19 protein-coding genes are annotated in these 14,854 nt (G+C 68.7%); 13 read left to right on the top strand and 6 right to left on the bottom strand.

The window, feature by feature from the left end; genetic code table 11:
- Window positions 1-10 precede the first annotated feature (10 nt).
- Entirely contained in the window at window positions 11-397 is a 387-nt protein-coding gene (locus AC2YG9_RS09030) for a hypothetical protein (RefSeq protein WP_487297628.1), read from the bottom strand.
- Between the two features lie 196 nt (window positions 398-593).
- Here AC2YG9_RS09030 and AC2YG9_RS09025 point away from each other — a divergent pair, with 196 nt between their 5' ends.
- Complete coding sequence (locus tag AC2YG9_RS09025) at window positions 594-1,643, top strand: hypothetical protein (RefSeq protein WP_487297627.1); 1,050 nt, start codon at window positions 594-596, stop codon at window positions 1,641-1,643.
- On the opposite strand, the gene AC2YG9_RS09020 is transcribed toward AC2YG9_RS09025, so the two are convergent.
- On the bottom strand, window positions 1,640-1,975 hold the full coding sequence (locus tag AC2YG9_RS09020; RefSeq protein WP_487297626.1) for a hypothetical protein: 336 nt from the start codon (window positions 1,973-1,975) through the stop codon (window positions 1,640-1,642). The two genes, AC2YG9_RS09025 and AC2YG9_RS09020, sit on opposite strands and share 4 nt — an antisense overlap.
- A 175-nt stretch (window positions 1,976-2,150) precedes the next feature.
- Here AC2YG9_RS09020 and AC2YG9_RS09015 point away from each other — a divergent pair, with 175 nt between their 5' ends.
- The 3 genes from AC2YG9_RS09015 (at window position 2,151) to rpoH (ending at window position 5,305) form a co-directional block, all read left to right on the top strand.
- Window positions 2,151-3,038, top strand: a complete 888-nt coding sequence (locus AC2YG9_RS09015; RefSeq protein ID WP_487297625.1) for a helix-turn-helix domain-containing protein — start codon at window positions 2,151-2,153, stop codon at window positions 3,036-3,038.
- Window positions 3,039-3,076: 38 nt separating this feature from the next.
- A complete protein-coding gene (locus AC2YG9_RS09010; protein WP_487297986.1) occupies window positions 3,077-4,042 on the top strand; it encodes an RluA family pseudouridine synthase in 966 nt (321 codons plus the stop codon).
- A 375-nt stretch (window positions 4,043-4,417) separates the two neighbouring features.
- Window positions 4,418-5,305 (top strand): RNA polymerase sigma factor RpoH, encoded by an 888-nt coding sequence (gene rpoH / locus AC2YG9_RS09005; protein WP_487297624.1) that lies wholly within the window; start codon window positions 4,418-4,420, stop codon window positions 5,303-5,305.
- Window positions 5,306-5,472: 167 nt separating this feature from the next.
- On the opposite strand, the gene AC2YG9_RS09000 is transcribed toward rpoH, so the two are convergent.
- Entirely contained in the window at window positions 5,473-6,282 is an 810-nt protein-coding gene (locus AC2YG9_RS09000; RefSeq protein ID WP_487297623.1) for a response regulator, read from the bottom strand.
- Between the two features lie 157 nt (window positions 6,283-6,439).
- Here AC2YG9_RS09000 and AC2YG9_RS08995 point away from each other — a divergent pair, with 157 nt between their 5' ends.
- The 3 genes from AC2YG9_RS08995 to AC2YG9_RS08985 are packed head-to-tail and all read left to right on the top strand — an operon-like array spanning window position 6,440 to window position 8,980.
- On the top strand, window positions 6,440-7,423 hold the full coding sequence (locus AC2YG9_RS08995) for a peptidylprolyl isomerase (RefSeq protein WP_487297622.1): 984 nt from the start codon (window positions 6,440-6,442) through the stop codon (window positions 7,421-7,423).
- A gap of 38 nt (window positions 7,424-7,461) precedes the next feature.
- Window positions 7,462-8,841, top strand: coding sequence for a bifunctional glutamate N-acetyltransferase/amino-acid acetyltransferase ArgJ (gene argJ, locus AC2YG9_RS08990; RefSeq protein WP_487297985.1), 1,380 nt, complete (start codon window positions 7,462-7,464; stop codon window positions 8,839-8,841).
- Window positions 8,828-8,980 (top strand): hypothetical protein, encoded by a 153-nt coding sequence (locus tag AC2YG9_RS08985; RefSeq protein ID WP_487297984.1) that lies wholly within the window; start codon window positions 8,828-8,830, stop codon window positions 8,978-8,980. Before argJ ends, AC2YG9_RS08985 begins: the two co-directional genes overlap by 14 nt.
- Window positions 8,981-8,990: 10 nt before the next feature.
- Here AC2YG9_RS08985 and kdsA read toward each other — a convergent pair whose 3' ends face one another.
- Window positions 8,991-9,842, bottom strand: a complete 852-nt coding sequence (kdsA, locus tag AC2YG9_RS08980) for a 3-deoxy-8-phosphooctulonate synthase (RefSeq protein ID WP_487297621.1) — start codon at window positions 9,840-9,842, stop codon at window positions 8,991-8,993.
- Window positions 9,843-9,944: 102 nt separating this feature from the next.
- Here kdsA and mutT point away from each other — a divergent pair, with 102 nt between their 5' ends.
- A complete protein-coding gene (mutT, locus tag AC2YG9_RS08975; protein ID WP_487297620.1) occupies window positions 9,945-10,346 on the top strand; it encodes an 8-oxo-dGTP diphosphatase MutT in 402 nt (133 codons plus the stop codon).
- Window positions 10,325-10,504 (top strand): Flp family type IVb pilin, encoded by a 180-nt coding sequence (locus AC2YG9_RS08970; protein WP_487297619.1) that lies wholly within the window; start codon window positions 10,325-10,327, stop codon window positions 10,502-10,504. The genes mutT and AC2YG9_RS08970 overlap by 22 nt, the downstream gene beginning before the upstream one ends.
- 264 nt (window positions 10,505-10,768) lie before the next feature.
- On the opposite strand, the gene AC2YG9_RS08965 is transcribed toward AC2YG9_RS08970, so the two are convergent.
- Entirely contained in the window at window positions 10,769-11,683 is a 915-nt protein-coding gene (locus AC2YG9_RS08965; RefSeq protein ID WP_487297618.1) for a methyltransferase domain-containing protein, read from the bottom strand.
- Between AC2YG9_RS08965 and AC2YG9_RS08960 the strand changes: the two genes are divergently transcribed.
- From AC2YG9_RS08960 to AC2YG9_RS08945, 4 genes are read left to right on the top strand one after another with little or no spacing between them, the layout of a single operon-like run.
- Complete coding sequence (locus AC2YG9_RS08960) at window positions 11,682-12,452, top strand: ComF family protein (RefSeq protein ID WP_487297617.1); 771 nt, start codon at window positions 11,682-11,684, stop codon at window positions 12,450-12,452. The two genes, AC2YG9_RS08965 and AC2YG9_RS08960, sit on opposite strands and share 2 nt — an antisense overlap.
- Before the next feature lie 29 nt (window positions 12,453-12,481).
- Window positions 12,482-12,736, top strand: coding sequence for a glutaredoxin 3 (gene grxC, locus AC2YG9_RS08955; protein ID WP_487297616.1), 255 nt, complete (start codon window positions 12,482-12,484; stop codon window positions 12,734-12,736).
- Window positions 12,733-13,560: a carbon-nitrogen hydrolase family protein gene (locus AC2YG9_RS08950; protein WP_487297615.1), complete on the top strand. Its 828-nt coding sequence runs from the start codon at window positions 12,733-12,735 to the stop codon at window positions 13,558-13,560. Before grxC ends, AC2YG9_RS08950 begins: the two co-directional genes overlap by 4 nt.
- On the top strand, window positions 13,557-13,988 hold the full coding sequence (locus AC2YG9_RS08945) for a DUF1178 family protein (protein ID WP_487297614.1): 432 nt from the start codon (window positions 13,557-13,559) through the stop codon (window positions 13,986-13,988). The genes AC2YG9_RS08950 and AC2YG9_RS08945 overlap by 4 nt, the downstream gene beginning before the upstream one ends.
- A 101-nt stretch (window positions 13,989-14,089) precedes the next feature.
- On the opposite strand, the gene ubiG is transcribed toward AC2YG9_RS08945, so the two are convergent.
- Entirely contained in the window at window positions 14,090-14,848 is a 759-nt protein-coding gene (ubiG, locus tag AC2YG9_RS08940) for a bifunctional 2-polyprenyl-6-hydroxyphenol methylase/3-demethylubiquinol 3-O-methyltransferase UbiG (protein ID WP_487297613.1), read from the bottom strand.
- Between the last annotated feature and the right edge of the window lie 6 nt (window positions 14,849-14,854).

Genomic DNA, 14,854 nt, shown 5'->3' with positions numbered 1-14,854 from the left:
GCGCTTTGGATCAACGGTTGGTCAGGCGCTTGCCGGCCGGCAGCCGGACGGCCTTGACCTCGGGCGTGGTTTCGACGGTCGTGCCGCTGACCGACGTGCCTTGCAGAACGCGGGCGTTAAGCGAGAGGCCGTTGAGGCCGAGACCGTTGGCCCGGTAGCCATTCAGCCTGACCCCGTTGGCGCGCACACCGTTGATCGCCAGGCCATTCCGCTTCAGCCCGTTCAGGGCCAGGCCGTTGGCCTTGAAGCCATTCAAGCTGAGCCCGTTCTGCTTCAGGCCGTTGATCGCCAGGCCATTCCGGGAAAGGCCGTTGGCCTCGGTGGCGGCGGCGGCCGGGGTGGCGCACAGGGCCAGGGCGGTCAGGGCGGCGGCGGCGAAAGCAGTGGTCTTGATCATGGTCGTCTCTCCGATGGGGCCGCGTCTTGACGCGGTTCTGATGGGGCTCGGCGGCGGCGCCGTCGATGAACGGCGTTATGGCGGCGTTCCCTCGGGTTGCGGAGTTGCTGTGGCTTGAAGCGCGTTGCAGCGCGCGGAAGGCGGTTGCAAATGGTTGCAATTGGCTTTGAATAGGCCCGGAACGGGGAGGCGGGGCGTGACCGAGGCGATCGAATTCGGGGCCAAGCTCGACCTTGCCCTGCGCCTGCTCAACATCTCGCGCGGCCGCCTGGCCGCCGAGGCCCAGGTCGACAAGTCTCTGGTCAGCCGCTGGGCGCGGGGCCTGACCGCGCCGCGCGGACATAACCTGTCGGTCCTGACCGACATCATCCGCCAGCGCCGGCCCGACTTCACCCAACTGACCTGGGAGCTGCCGTTGGAGGCCTTCGGCAAGGCTTTGGGCGGTGAAGGCGCGGCCCCGGAACCGGTCGCGGCGACGCGGCCCGTCCTTGCCGAACCCAGCCCCGGCGACCTGACGGTCTCGCGCGAGCAGAGCGCGGTGGAGGTGGCGCGGGAGGGGCATGCCTATCCCGGCCTCTACATCGGCTTCCGTCAGGCCTTCCGGAACACCGGCCAGATCATCGCCGACGTGGTGTTCATCTGGCGCGAGGGCGACCGTCTGTTCTTCCGCCAGTTCGATCCGGCCTTCACCCACACGGGCGAATTGCTGATCCTGCGGCACCAGCTGTTCCTCGTGGGCGAGGACGACCGGCGGGCGGACGGGCTGATGTACTTCCTGCTCAACGGGGTGATGGGGCAGAAGGCGGTGCGGCTCGATGGCCTGTTCATCACCGTCCTCAACGACCGTCACCGCACGCCGGGCGCGGCCCCGATCGTCTTCCAGCGGCTGGACGATCTGGCCGATCCCGGCCGGCCACCGGATGAGGTGACCCTGATCCCGATCGTCGAGCGGATGGCGACCCTGTTCCGGGCCGGGGCGATCGAGGGGCTGGCGGGCGAGGAAATCCTGGCCTCGATCAGCCCGGTCATCGGGGCGCCGAAGCCGGGCGGAGGTCTCGACCGGCTGCTCCGTCGGCCAGGCGAGGCCAGCCTGTCGGCCACCGAGATGGACTGGACGCCGGCCCTGCATGACCACGTCCAGGCCCTGCGCCGGGCGATTCTCGACCGCGACGACGTCTTCCCGATGTTCGAGCCGGACCAGGGCCCGGTCGTCGCCTGGCGCGGCGAGACCGGGCGCGGCGACTAACGGTTGGTCAGGCGCTTGCCGGCCGGCAGGCGGACGGCCTTGACGGTCGGGGCGGCGTCGCCCGAGGCCCCGGTCGTCGAGGTTCCCTGAGTGGTGCGGCCGTTCCAGACCCAGCCGTTCAGCTGCAGGCCGTTGGGCTGGATGCCGTTGAGGGTGATGCCGTTCATCCGGTTTCCGTTCAGGCCGATGCCGTTCTTCTTGATGCCGTTCATAGTCAGACCGTTCAGGGTGATGCCATTGACGGACTTCCCGTTGACCTTGGCGCCGGCGAAGGCGGGGGCGGCGGCCAGGGTGGCGGCGGCGGTCAGGGCGATGGCGAGGGTCTTGATCATGGCGTTTCTCTCTGGTTGCGCGCCCTGCTTTCGGGGCGGTGTGTTGCGGTGACGGCGTTATGCCGACGCCTGGCCGCCTTGCGGAGTTGCCTCGGGTGACGCCGGTCGCCGTTTGGTTGCCTTTTGTTGCTTTGGCCCCATACTGGGGACTGTTCCCACCCGACATGGACGTTTCGTGACCGGACTGGCCGCCAAGATCGACCTGGTCATGAAGGCCCTGACCCTCAGCCGCGGCCGGCTGGCGGCGGAGCTGGCGGTCAACAAGTCGATGGTCAGCCGCTGGCTGTCAGGGACGGTGATCCCTTCGTCGCACAATCTCTCTCAGCTGACCCTGCTGGTCGCCCAGCGGGTCCCCGGCTTCACCCTGCTGGACTGGGACCGCGACCTGGCCGCCCTGGCCGACCGCCTCGGCGCCGGGATCGCCCCGCCACTTCCCTCGCCCGCGCCGCCGCCCGCCGAGGACGCCATGCCGGCCTTCCGCTCGATGACCGGGGCGCGGCGCGAGATCGCCCGCCACGGGGCGGCCTATGAGGCTATCTGGCAGGGGGTGCGGCCGGCCTGCACCCAGCCCGGCGTCGTGCTCAAGGAACACATCCTGATCCAGAAGGTTGGGCCGGACCTGCGCGTCGTCTGGGGCGGCGCCGGCTGGCGTTGCGAGGGCTGGCTGATGCCGATTCTGGGGCAGCTGTACGGGATGATGAGCGACGACGCCGACGATTCGGTGCAGTTCTGCATCCTCAACGGCAACCGCATGCCCCGGGTGGACACCATCGACGGCCTGATGCTGACCAACGCCAAGGACACCACCGACACCCCGACGGCCGAGGCCTGCCTGCTGGAGCGGGTCGCCGACCTGACCGGCGATCCCGAGGCGGACGAGGCCCGCTACGAAGCCCTGCGCCAGGCTCACGCCACCACCACCGAGATCAGCGACGAGGTCCGGGCCCACCTGTTCCCCGACAGCGGCCCGGCGGCGGCGGCGGCGGGAATAGGGGACTTGCTGCTGCGCCTGCCGCTGCCGCGTTCGAAGTCCAAGGGCACGCCGGCCGGGGGCTGGTCGTGACCCCGCCCCCCCACAGGGAAGAGGGCGACGAAGAGGAAATCGCCTTCGAGGACCTCGGCATCCGCGTCGTCGAGGTCGTGGAGCCCGGCGGCCGCCTCGACAAGGTGCTGGCCGATCTGGTCGCCGAGCTGTCGCGGGGCCGCATTCAGGCGCTGATGGCGGCGGGCCTGGTCAAACGGGCCGGCAAGGTGGTGACCGACGCTTCGGCCAAGGCCCAGGCCGGGACCTACGAAATCTCCGTCCCGCCGCCGGTCGCCGCCGAGCCGCAGCCCGAAAACATTCCGTTGAGCGTGCTGTACGAAGACCAGCATCTCATCGTCATCGACAAGCCCGCCGGCATGGCGGCCCATCCGGGGCCGGGTACGGAAAGCGGCACCCTGGTCAACGCCCTGCTTCACCACTGCGGCAACAGCCTGTCGGGCATCGGCGGCGTCCTGCGGCCCGGCATCGTCCACCGCCTCGACAAGGACACCAGCGGCGTGATGGTCGCCGCCAAGTCCGACGCCGCCCACGCCGGCCTCTCGGCCCTGTTTGCGACCCATGACATCGACCGGGCCTATATCGCCTTCACGCGCAGCTCGCCCGCGCCGGCCAAGGGGACGATTGTCACTCAAATCGGCCGCAGCCCGCACGACCGCAAGAAGATGGCGGTGCTGAAGACCGGCGGCCGTGAGGCCATCACCCACTACGAGGTCGAGCAGACGTTCGGCGGCGCCAAGCCCGTGGCGGCGAAAGTGCGCTGCACGCTGGAAACCGGCCGCACGCACCAGATCCGTGTCCACCTGGCGAGCAAGGGCGCGCCCTGCCTGGGCGACCCTGTCTACGGCGCTGCCGCGCCGGTGCATGCGGTCCGGGCCCTCATCGAGGAGGCCGGCCTGGCGCGTCAGGCCCTGCATGCGGCCGTGCTGGGCTTCGTGCATCCGGTGACCGGCGAGCGGCTGCGCTTCGAGACCCCCCTGCCGCCCGACATGGCGGCGCTGGAAACGGGGCTGTCGGGGCTCTAGGGGACCGGTTGCCTGCGCGAGCAGGCTACCTGTCCCCGATCAGCACCGGACACTGACCAGGCGCCGGTCCAGACGCCCGCACTCCGACGTCTGGATCGCGACCGACCCGGCAGCCGGCGCAAATCGGGGACAGGTAGGCCGCTGCGCGTCCAACCGGTCCCCATCAGGTCGATCTTTTCTGAAAACCCTCTCAGGGCTTTTCGATACCTGAGTCCCGCGCTCAGGATTATACCCAACCTCGGATTACAAACGCGTCATGGCCTTTGAAAGGTCGCAACACGTTCCTATCTCATCTGTTGGAACGGGGGTGAGGTGGTCTGCGCCGAATGCGGGCGGACCCGGGAACACCTGCCGATATTGGGGAAAGAAAGAAAAATGGCTGCTGCATCACTCTCTGTCATGTCGCCCGATGGCGGCCTTTCGCGGTACCTCTCCGAGATCCGCAAATTTCCGATGCTGGCGCGGGACGAGGAGTTCATGCTCGCCAAGCGTTGGAAGGAGCACGAGGATCCCGAGGCCGCGCACCGCATGGTGACCAGCCACCTGCGCCTCGTCGCCAAGATCGCCATGGGCTATCGCGGCTACGGCCTGCCGATCGGGGAAGTGATCTCCGAGGGCAACGTCGGCCTGATGCAGGCGGTCAAGAAATTCGAGCCCGACAAGGGCTTCCGCCTGGCCACCTACGCCATGTGGTGGATCCGCGCCTCGATCCAGGAATACATCCTGCGCAGCTGGTCGCTCGTGAAGATGGGCACCACCGCGGCGCAGAAGAAGCTGTTCTTCAACCTGCGCAAGGCCAAGAGCCAGATCAGCGCGTTTGAGGACGGCGACCTGCTGCCCGAGCATGTGACCTCCATCGCCACCAAGCTGGGCGTGCAGGAATCGGAAGTGGTGTCGATGAACCGGCGGCTGTCCGGTCCCGACGCCTCGCTGAACGCGCCGATGCGTGTGGATGGCGACGCCGAGTGGCAGGACTGGCTGTCGGACGACAACCAGGTGTCGCAGGAAACCGAGCTGGCCGAGAACGAGGAAAAGTCCCTGCGCATGGGCCTCCTCGAGGAAGCCATGGCCGAGCTGTCTGACCGCGAACGCCATATCATGACCGAGCGCCGCCTGAAGGACGACCCGACCACCCTTGAAGACCTGGCCGCGCAATACGGCGTCAGCCGCGAGCGGGTGCGCCAGATCGAGGTCCGGGCCTTCGAAAAGCTGCAGAAGGCCATGCAGGCCGCGGCGCGCGACCGGAACCTGGTCAACGCGTAAACACCCTCCCTCCCCGAATGGGGAGGGCAGGCCGAAGGCCGGGTGGGGCAGTGGGTCACCACACCCGCCCGGCTTTTTTGTTCCCTCTGGGGCTTTGGGAGCCTGGGGCCGACTGCCCCACCCGACGCGCAACGCGCGTCTGCCCTCCCCATTCGGGGAGGGAGGAACTAAGCCGCCCGCGCTTCTTCCTTGGGCAGAAACGCCGTGATCGCCGCCACCGCCGGTTCGAGCCTGGCCCGGTCCAGCGTCTCGCCGACCGCCTTGTTCAGGTTCACCGCCGCGTCCATCAGCTTCAGGTCGCCGACCGAGACGGCCGCCTTCTGCAGGTCGGCCGCCTGGGCCAGCAGGGCCCGCCGCGCCTGCATCCAGTCGGTATCGACCGCCGCCATCGCGGCCCGGGTGATCTTCAGCGCCTGCAGGATGCGGTCCTGATCCGGCGTTTTGCGCGAGTCCGAGCGGCGCTTGCGCGGTCCGGCGTACTCGCCGCTGTTGAAGCGCCGGCGATCGGGCCCGACGTAGTGGACCGCCTCGACCCAGTCGCGCGGCTTCAGCGCCACCGCTTCCAGACGGCGCATCAGGTCCTTGATGGTGTAGGGCTTGCGCAGGAATTCGTGCACCCCGGCGTCGCGGGCCCCCAGGATCGCCTGGGCCGTGGCCTCGCCGGTGACCATGATGATCGGAACCTTGCGGCAGGCCAGATCGCTGCGGCGCAGGGCGCGGGCCAGGCGGGCGCCGTCGATCTCCGGACCGGCGTGCTCGAGGAAGATGATCTGCGGATCGAAGTTGCGAGCGGCCTGGATGGCCCGGGCGTCACTGTTCGCGGACCAGACCTGACAGGTCACCAGGCTGCGCAACAGGTCGTGCAGCAGCTTGACGGAAGCCGGCTGCGAATCGACCACCAGCACCCGTTGCAGGTGCGGCGCCATGCGCGAAATGATCTTGGGATCGGCGTTGAACACGGTACGCGGCGGCTCCACTTGGACGGACTGTCCCGGTTTCGTCGCACGGCGCGGGTAAAGATCAGATTGAGGATGAATGAGGTCTTCCCGACACTCCGTCCCCCACCTGGTTGCAAATGTTTCCCTTTGGTCCCGAAAGGCCTTAATCGAACCGGTCTGGATCGACGGAGTCTTCATGCTCGCACGTCTCGCCCCGCTCATGATCGTCGCCACCCTGGCGCTGGCCGCCTGTGGCCCGAAAGCCGGCAACGACAAGCCGCCGGAGACCGGCGATGTCGCCGTCGCCCGGGTCGATGGCCAGACCATCTGGGCCTCGGACGTCAAGCGCGAGGCCATCGCCCAGGGCCTGATCGGGGAGGGCGAGCCGCTCGACATCCAGTCGGAGATGTTCCGCCAGATGCTCGACGAGGTCGTCGACCGCGAACTGCTCAGCGCCGAAGCCATCAAGCGCGGCCTGGACAACGATCCGGTGGCCCTGCGGCGGCTGGAGGCGGTGCGCAAGCGGGTGCTCGCCGACATGGTCGTCGAAAGCTTCGTCGAGAAGGGCGTCACCGAGGAAAATATCCAGAAGATGTACCGCGAGCAGCAGGACCTCGCGAGCCACTCCGAACAGTTCAAGGCCCGCCAGATCGTGGTCGGCAGCCCTGAGGCCGCCGCCGACATCAAGCGGCTGGTCGCCGCCGGCCGGCCCTTCGAGGGCCTGGCCATGGAACGCTCCATCGACAGCGCCACCCGCTTCAACGGCGGTGATTTCGGCGGTTTCTTCCCGCTCGACGTCATGCCGCCGGCCTATCAGACGGCCCTCAAGGACGCCCAGCCCGGGACCCTGGTCGGGCCGTTCGCCGTCGAGGGCGGCTGGGCGGTGGTCCGGGTCGACGAGCGCCGGCCCGAACAGCCCCTGACCCTGGACGTGGCGCGGCCGCATATCGTCCGCTTCCTGACCTACGGACAGATCCGCGACCTGCTCGAAAAGCTGCGCGGCGGGGCCAAGGTCGAGACCCTCATTCCCCGTGGCCAGCGCGTGCCCGGCGCCCCCAGCGAGCCGGCCAACGCGCCGCCGCCGGCGCCTGGCGCGGTCATGCCCGCCGCCCCGGCGCCGACCGCCGCGCCCGCCACCGAAGCCACGCCTGTTCCCGCTCCAGTACCGCCGAAGAAATGACCGACAAGAAGACTCCTTCCGCCAAGGACCTGCCCGCTATGGCCCTGGAGGCCGCCGCCAAGCCGGTGGAGGCCGTCGGCCATGCCGTCGAGCGCGCCATCGAGCCGATCCGCGCGGCGCTTAAACGCGCGCCGAAGGAGGCGCCTGCCGCCCCCGCCCCGACGGCGGCGCCGGGCAAACCCGGCCTGCAGGTCTCGCCGCTGGCCGTGCCCTTCCCGAAGATCGCCCCGGTGGCCGGGGTCGAGATCGCCACGGCCCGGGCCGGCTTCTACAAGCACGAGCGCGATGACCTGCTGATCATGCGCTTCGCCGAGGGGACCAGCGCCGCCGGCGTCTTCACCCGCCACGGCGTCGGCTCGGCCCCGGTCGACTGGTGCAAGCGCCAGCTGACGACCTCGAAGGGGGCGGATGTGCGGGCCCTGGTGGTCAACGCCGGCTGCGCCAACAGCTTCACCGGCAAGCCCGGCGCCGATGCGGTGCGCCGCGTCGCCACGGCGGTCGGCAAACGCTTCGACTGCCGCCAGCGCGATGTGATGATGGCCTCGACCGGCGTCATCGGCGTCCTGCTCGACGACGCCAAGATCACCTCCAGGCTGCCCGAGATCGAAGGCAAGCTCCACGCCGACGGCTGGGCCGAGGCGGCCGGCGCCATCATGACCACCGACACCTTCGCCAAGGGGGCGCAGGCGACGGCGACCATCGACGGGGTCAAGGTCCGCATCGCCGGCATCGCCAAGGGCTCGGGGATGATCGCCCCCGACATGGCGACCATGCTGGCCTTCGTGGCCACCGACGCGGCCATCGCGCCGGGGGCTCTGCAGACCCTGGTCAGCCTCTACGTCCGCAACACCTTCAACGCCGTGACGGTCGACGGAGACCGCTCGACCAACGACACCCTCTTGCTGTTCGCCACCGGCCAGTCCGGCGCGCCGAAGATCCACCGGGCCGGCGACAAGCGCCTCGCCGACTTCCGCGAGAAGCTGGAAGCTGTCCTGCTCGACCTGGCCCTGCAGCTGGTCCGCGACGGCGAGGGGGCGACCAAGTTCGTCAAGATCAACGTCACGGGCGCCGAGAGCCACGCCTCGGCGCGGAAGATCGCCCGCACGGTGGCCGAGAGCCCCCTGGTCAAGACCGCCTTCGCCGGCGAGGACGCCAACTGGGGCCGCATCGTCATGGCCGTCGGCCGCGCCGACGAGCCGGTCAACCGCGAGAAGATGAGCGTCCAGTTCGGCAAGCTGATGGCCGCCCAGGACGGCATGGTCGCGGCGAACTACAGCGAGGCGAAGATGAGCGCCTACATGAAGAAGCAGGAGCTGGAGGTCAGCATCGACGTCGGCGTCGGGCGTGGGCACTCCACGGTCTGGACCTGCGACCTGACCAAGCAGTACGTGGCGATCAACGGGGATTATCGCTCGTAGGACCCCACACCCCCGTCATCCCGGCCGCAGCGCAGCGGAGAGCCGGGACCCAGGGGCCTCATCCACAATGCTGGCGGCTGATCGGGCCGTGCTCCGTCACCCCCTGGGTCCCGGGTCGGCCTGCGGCCGCCCGGGATGACGGTGTGGGATCAGTTCACCAGCTCGTGAATCCCCTTCAACGTCCGCAACAACCCCGCCGCCCCGTCCAGCGGCAGGCAGCTCAGCGGATCGCACAGCGCCTTGTCCGGCTCCGGGTGGAACTCGAGGAACACGCCGTCGGCCCCCGCCGCGATCGCCGCCTTGGCGATGATCGGCACCCCGTCGCGGCGCCCGCCCGTCGAGGCCCCGCCGGTGCGCGGGTCCGCGCCGGGCAGCTGCACCGCATGGGTGGCGTCGATGGTCACCGGCACGCCCAGCTTCTGCATCTCGCCGATGCCCAGCATGTCGACCGTCAGGTTGTTGTAGCCGAACGAATTGCCACGCTCGCACAGGATGGTCATGTCCGCGCCGCCGGTCGCTTCCTTGACCTTGTCGAGGATGTTCTTGCAGTCCCAGGGCGCCAGGAACTGCCCCTTCTTCACATGCAGCAGCCCGCCCGCCGCCTGCGTTGCCCGGGCGGCGGCGACCACCAGATCGGTCTGACGGCACAGGAAGGCCGGGATCTGCACCAGGTCAGCCACGGCCGCGACAGGCTCGCACTCTTCCGGCGTGTGGATGTCGGTGGCAATTGGAACATCTAGTTGCGCCTTCACCTCGGCGAGGATCTCCAGCCCTTTCTGAAGGCCGGGACCCCGGTAGCTCTTCAGCGACGAGCGGTTGGCCTTGTCGTAGCTGGCCTTGAACACATAGGGCAGGCCGAGATCGCCGCAGATGGCCTTCAGCGTCTTCGCCGTATGCAGGGCCAGGCTGAGGTCCTCGATGACGTTCAGGCCGGCGATGACGACCATCGGGGCGCCGCCGCCAAAGGCGATGTTCCAGCGGGTGAGGCTCAGCTGCGTCATTTAAAGGCTCCCTGTGGTTGGGGCCTCCATACCAGACGATGCGCCCCTGTCGCCTCCTGATGTTCTGGCGTGGCGCAAATGGGGCTGTTAGGTGCAGGTCCCATGAAGCCCACCGTCCTTGTCGCCGCCGCCGCCCTCATCGATGCCGATGGCCGGGTGCTGATCTGCCAGCGGCCTGCGGGCAAGCAACTGGCTGGCATGTGGGAGTTTCCGGGCGGCAAGGTCGAGGCCGGCGAGACGCCCGAAGAGTGCATCATCCGCGAGCTGAAAGAAGAGCTCGACATCGACGTAAAGGCGGCCTGCCTGGCCCCCTTCGTTTTTGCATCCCACGGTTATGATTCGTTTCACCTACTTATGCCACTCTACCTCCTGAGACGCTGGGACGGGGTCGTCACGGCGAAGGAACACGAGGCTCTGGCGTGGGTAAAACCCCAGCAACTCCAGGACTATCCGATGCCGCCGGCGGACGCTCCGCTGGTCGCATGGCTGTGCGACTTCGTCTGAAGGCCTTCTGGGCCAACGAGAGCGGCGCGACCGCCATCGAATACGGCCTGATCGCCGCCCTGATCTTCCTGGTCATCGTCACCTCGGTGACCGCCTTCGGCAACAAGACCACCGGCATCATGGAAACCGTCACGACCGCCATCGACGCGGCGATCTAGCAAGTCACGGAATTCATTGAATTTCTGAAACCGGTTTGAATATGTCTAGACATATTCATCGGCATTCTGGCCGTTCTCGCCAATGCGCCGTGTCCTGTAGGCGCCCGGCGCCCAAAACCTGTCAACAATCCCAGCCGCGGCGCCTACGTCGCACCTACGCTGGCGCCTACGTTCGCCGACACCATGCCACCCTGAAAGCTACGTCTTTTCAGCATGTTGCCTGAGCCGTCCATGCTATAATGGCTCCGCTTCGAAGGGGTCGGATCAAGGCGTGGGCTTCTCGCCCGCGCTCCGCTCGGTGGTCTTCAGGGCGTCGGCCAACCGGGTCTTGGCGCTGCCGGGCTTCAGCGGCTTCTGCTGGCTCTCGTGCGGCGCCCAGCCGGTGACGGTGATGATCTCGAAGGTGGCCGTCACCCTGCCGTCGGCCTGGGCGAACCGCTGCTGGTAGAGGTCCAGGGCCCGGAACAGCACCTTGCGGCTCAGCGGCTTGCGCGAGCGGTCGACCAGCACGCTGGTCTCACCCATGGCCCGCAGGTCTTTCAGCAGGGAGAGGGGATGGGCATAACGGACTGTGACCCGGTCGACATCACTGACCGGCAGGGCGAACCCGGCCCGCTGCAACAGGCCGGCGCCGTCGAAGCCGTCGGCGAAGGGGGAGACGCGCTGGTGGGCCCCGCCGCTGATCTCGGCCTCGGCCTCCAGCAGACACTGGCGCAGTTCGGTCAGGGTGGCGCCGCCCAGGAAGGCGCCGATGAACAGGCCATCAGGCTTCAGGACCCGGCGAATCTGCACCAGGGCCCCGACCAGGTCGTTGGTCCAGTGCAGGGCCAGGGTCGAGACCACCAGGTCGAGGCTCTCGGGCGCGAACGGCAGCCGTTCCTCGTCGACCACCAGGCGCGGCCCGGCCCGGCCACCCAGCATGGCGCCGGAGAGGTCGGTCTCGATCAGGGTGTCGATCTTGCCCGCCGCCTCGCTGTCCTTCAGCGCCTCGCGGAAGGCCCCGGTGCGGGCCCCCAGGTCGACGGCCAGCGGAAACCTGCGCAAGATGGCGTCCAGGCGGTCGACGGCGTCGGCGGCGGCGCGGGCCTTGAGGAATCCGGCCGTGTCGTAGGACGGCGCGGCGCGGTCCAGGCGCCGGCGGTGCAGGGCGCGGTCGAACAGAACGGGCGGGGCGGTCATGACGGTGGAAGGTCCGAAGGCAAGGTGGCGGCCCGGTCCCGCCCTTAGCGCATTCGGCCGCCGCGCGCTCGACCTCATTCTGCCCCAGGCGGCCCTGGACGGATCACCGGCCCAGTCGGGCGGCATCCCGGCTGAAACCTGGAGCCGGATCAACTTCATCGAGGAGCCGGTCTGCGACGGATGCGGCATGCCGGCCGAGTACGCCATGATCGGCCGCTGCCCCGCCTGCGAGGCCCAGCCACATGTGTTTGGCCGGGCCCGCGCCGCCTGCCTCTACGACGAGCACAGCCGCGAACCGATCCTGCAGCTCAAACACGCCGACCGCACCGATCTGGCCCCGCTGTTCGCCCGCTGGCTGTCGCGGGCCGGGCGCGAACTGATCACCGAGGCGGACGCCCTGGTCCCAGTGCCGCTGCATCGATGGCGGCTCCTGTCGCGGCGCTACAACCAGGCCGCCGAGGTGGCGCGACGGCTCTCGGCCGACGCTGGCGTGCCCTACCTGCCCGACGCCTTGACCAGGCCCCGCGCCACGGCCAGCCAGGGCGGGCGCACCGCCTCCGGCCGGCGGCGGAACGTGGCCGCCGCCTTCGCCGTTCCACAAACGCGCCGGCGCCAGATCGAGGGCCGGCGCATCCTGCTGGTCGACGACGTCCTGACCACCGGCGCCACCGCCGACGCCTGCGCCCGGGCCCTGAAAGCCGCCGGGGCCGCAGATGTCTCTCTGCTGGTGATCGCCCGGGTGAAATCAGCGGCGCTGAAGACTACATAACCAACGAAAAGTTCCGTATTGGAGCCCTTATGGCTGACGTTACCATCTACACTCGACCCTTCTGCGGCTACTGCTCGCGCGCCGTCGCCCTGCTCAACGAGAAGGGCGCCGACTTCGAGGAGATCGAGGCCGGCATGGACCCCAAGCTGCGTCAGGAGATGATGGAGAAGTCGGGCCGCTCGACCTTCCCGCAGATCTTCATCGGCGGCCAGCACATCGGCGGCTGCGACGACATGCTGGCGCTTGACCGCGCCGGCAAGCTGGACGCGATGCTGCACGGATGAGCTTCCGCGCCGCCCTGGTCCAGACCCGCACGCCGGCCACGCACGAGGCCGCCCTGGCCCATGTCGTCCCGCTGATCCGGCAGGCGGCGGCGCAGGGCGCGCAGCTGATCATCACCCCGGAGGGGACCAACGTCCTGCAGAAGGACCGCGCCACCCTGCTGCCGTTGCTCAAGAGCCCGGAAGAAGACGTGGTGGTCCTGGGCCTGCGCCTGCTGGCCAAGGAGCTGGGGGTGTGGCTGTCGATCGGCTCCGCCCTGGTCCTGCGCGAGGATGGCCAGGCGGCCAACCGCCAACTTGTCATCGATCCAGGCGGGGCCGTGGTCTCGACCTACGACAAGCTGCACATGTTCGATGTCGACCTGCCGACCGGCGAGACGGCGCGCGAGTCCGAGGTCTACACCCCCGGCGACCGGGCGGTGGCGGCCGACACCCCGTTCGGACCGCTCGGCCTGACCATCTGCTACGACATGCGCTTCCCGGCCGTGTACCGCGCCCTGGCCACCTCGGGGGTCAAGGTCATCACCGTCCCGGCCGCCTTCACCCGCCCGACCGGCGAGGCGCACTGGGAAATCCTGCTCCGCGCCCGCGCCATCGAGACCGGCAGCTTCATCCTCGCCGCCGCGCAAGGCGGCTTCCACGAGGACGGCCGCGGCACCTGGGGCCACTCGATCGCCATCGGCCCCTGGGGCGAAATCCTGGGACAGCTCGACAATGACGAGCCCGGCGTCCTCGTCGTCGACATCGACCCGGAACTGGCCGACAAGGCCCGCGCCGCGATCCCCGCCCTGAAGAACGCCCGCGCCTTCACCGGCCCGAACCCATGATCAAATACGCCCTCGTCTGTTCGACCGGCCATGAGTTCGAAGGCTGGTTCGGCTCCTCGTCAGACTACGACGACCAGGCCTCGCGCGGCCTGGTGGACTGCCCCGTCTGCGGGGTCGCCGAAGTCAGGAAGCAGATCATGGCTCCGGCGGTGTCCGGCACGAAAGCCCGGAAGGGCGGCGAGCTGAACCCGCAGATGCGCGAGATGATGATGCAGGCTCAAGCGGCGGTCCGCACCCACGTCGAGGAAAACTTCGACTACGTCGGGGATGCGTTCGCCAAGGAGGCGCGCGCTATCCACGAGGGCAAGTCCGAGGAACGCGGCATCTACGGCGAGGCCTCCCCCAAGGAGGTCACCGCCCTGATCGAGGACGGGGTGCGCGTAGCCCCCCTGCCACCCGCACCCCCGAAGAAGGAAGAGTTGAACTAGGGCCCGGGGGGAGCCCTGGTCCGGTTTCGCCTTGATCCTTCGACGGTCGAAGGATGGCGCCGCGCTTCAGGTCAGGCCGTGATGGTGGTCACGCAGCCCCCTTACTTCTGGCGCGTCACCGTCATCATGTAGTTGATGTCGCTGTCGGCCGAGCGGTCCCAGCGGCCGGTCAGCGGGTTGTAGGTGACGCCGAAGGGGCCTTCGATCTCGAAGGGGTGGCCTTCGAGGAAGCCGCGCAGTTCTTCGGGCTTGAGGAACTTGTTCCAGTCGTGCGTGCCCGCAGGCACCCAGCGCAGGACGTATTCGGCGCCGACCTTTGCCAGGGCGAGCGCCTTGAGGGTGCGGTTGAGGGTGGCGACGATCATCACCCCTTCCGGCGCCAGCAGGCGGGCGCAGGTGCGCAGGAACTCACCCGGGTCGGCGACGTGCTCGATGACTTCCATGTTGAGGATGACGTCGAACGGCCCGGCGCCGTCGGCTTCCAGCTGTTCGGCGGTGCTGGCGCGGTAGTCGATCTTCAGGCCCTGTTCGGCCGCGTGGGTGCTGGCCGTGCCGATGTTGCGGGGCGAGGCGTCGACGCCCATGACCGAAAAGCCCAGCCGGCTCATCGGTTCGCTGAGCAGGCCGCCGCCGCAGCCGATGTCGAGCAGCTTCAGGCCCTCGAACGGGCGGCGCGAGCAGGGGTCGCGGTTGAAGTGGCTGAGGGCCAGGTCGCGGATGAACGACAGGCGGATGGGATTGAATTTGTGCAGTGGGGCGAACTTGCCCTTTGGGTCCCACCACTCCGCCGCGATGCGCGAAAACCGCTCGACGTCTTCGGGGTCGATGCTGTGGGTCAGGGTGGGGGCGACGCTGTCCATGGGTCT

Source organism: Caulobacter sp. SRI_014, assembly GCF_057586315.1.
Note: the sequence above shows the minus strand (reverse complement) of the source record. Positions and strands in the feature narration are given on the sequence as shown.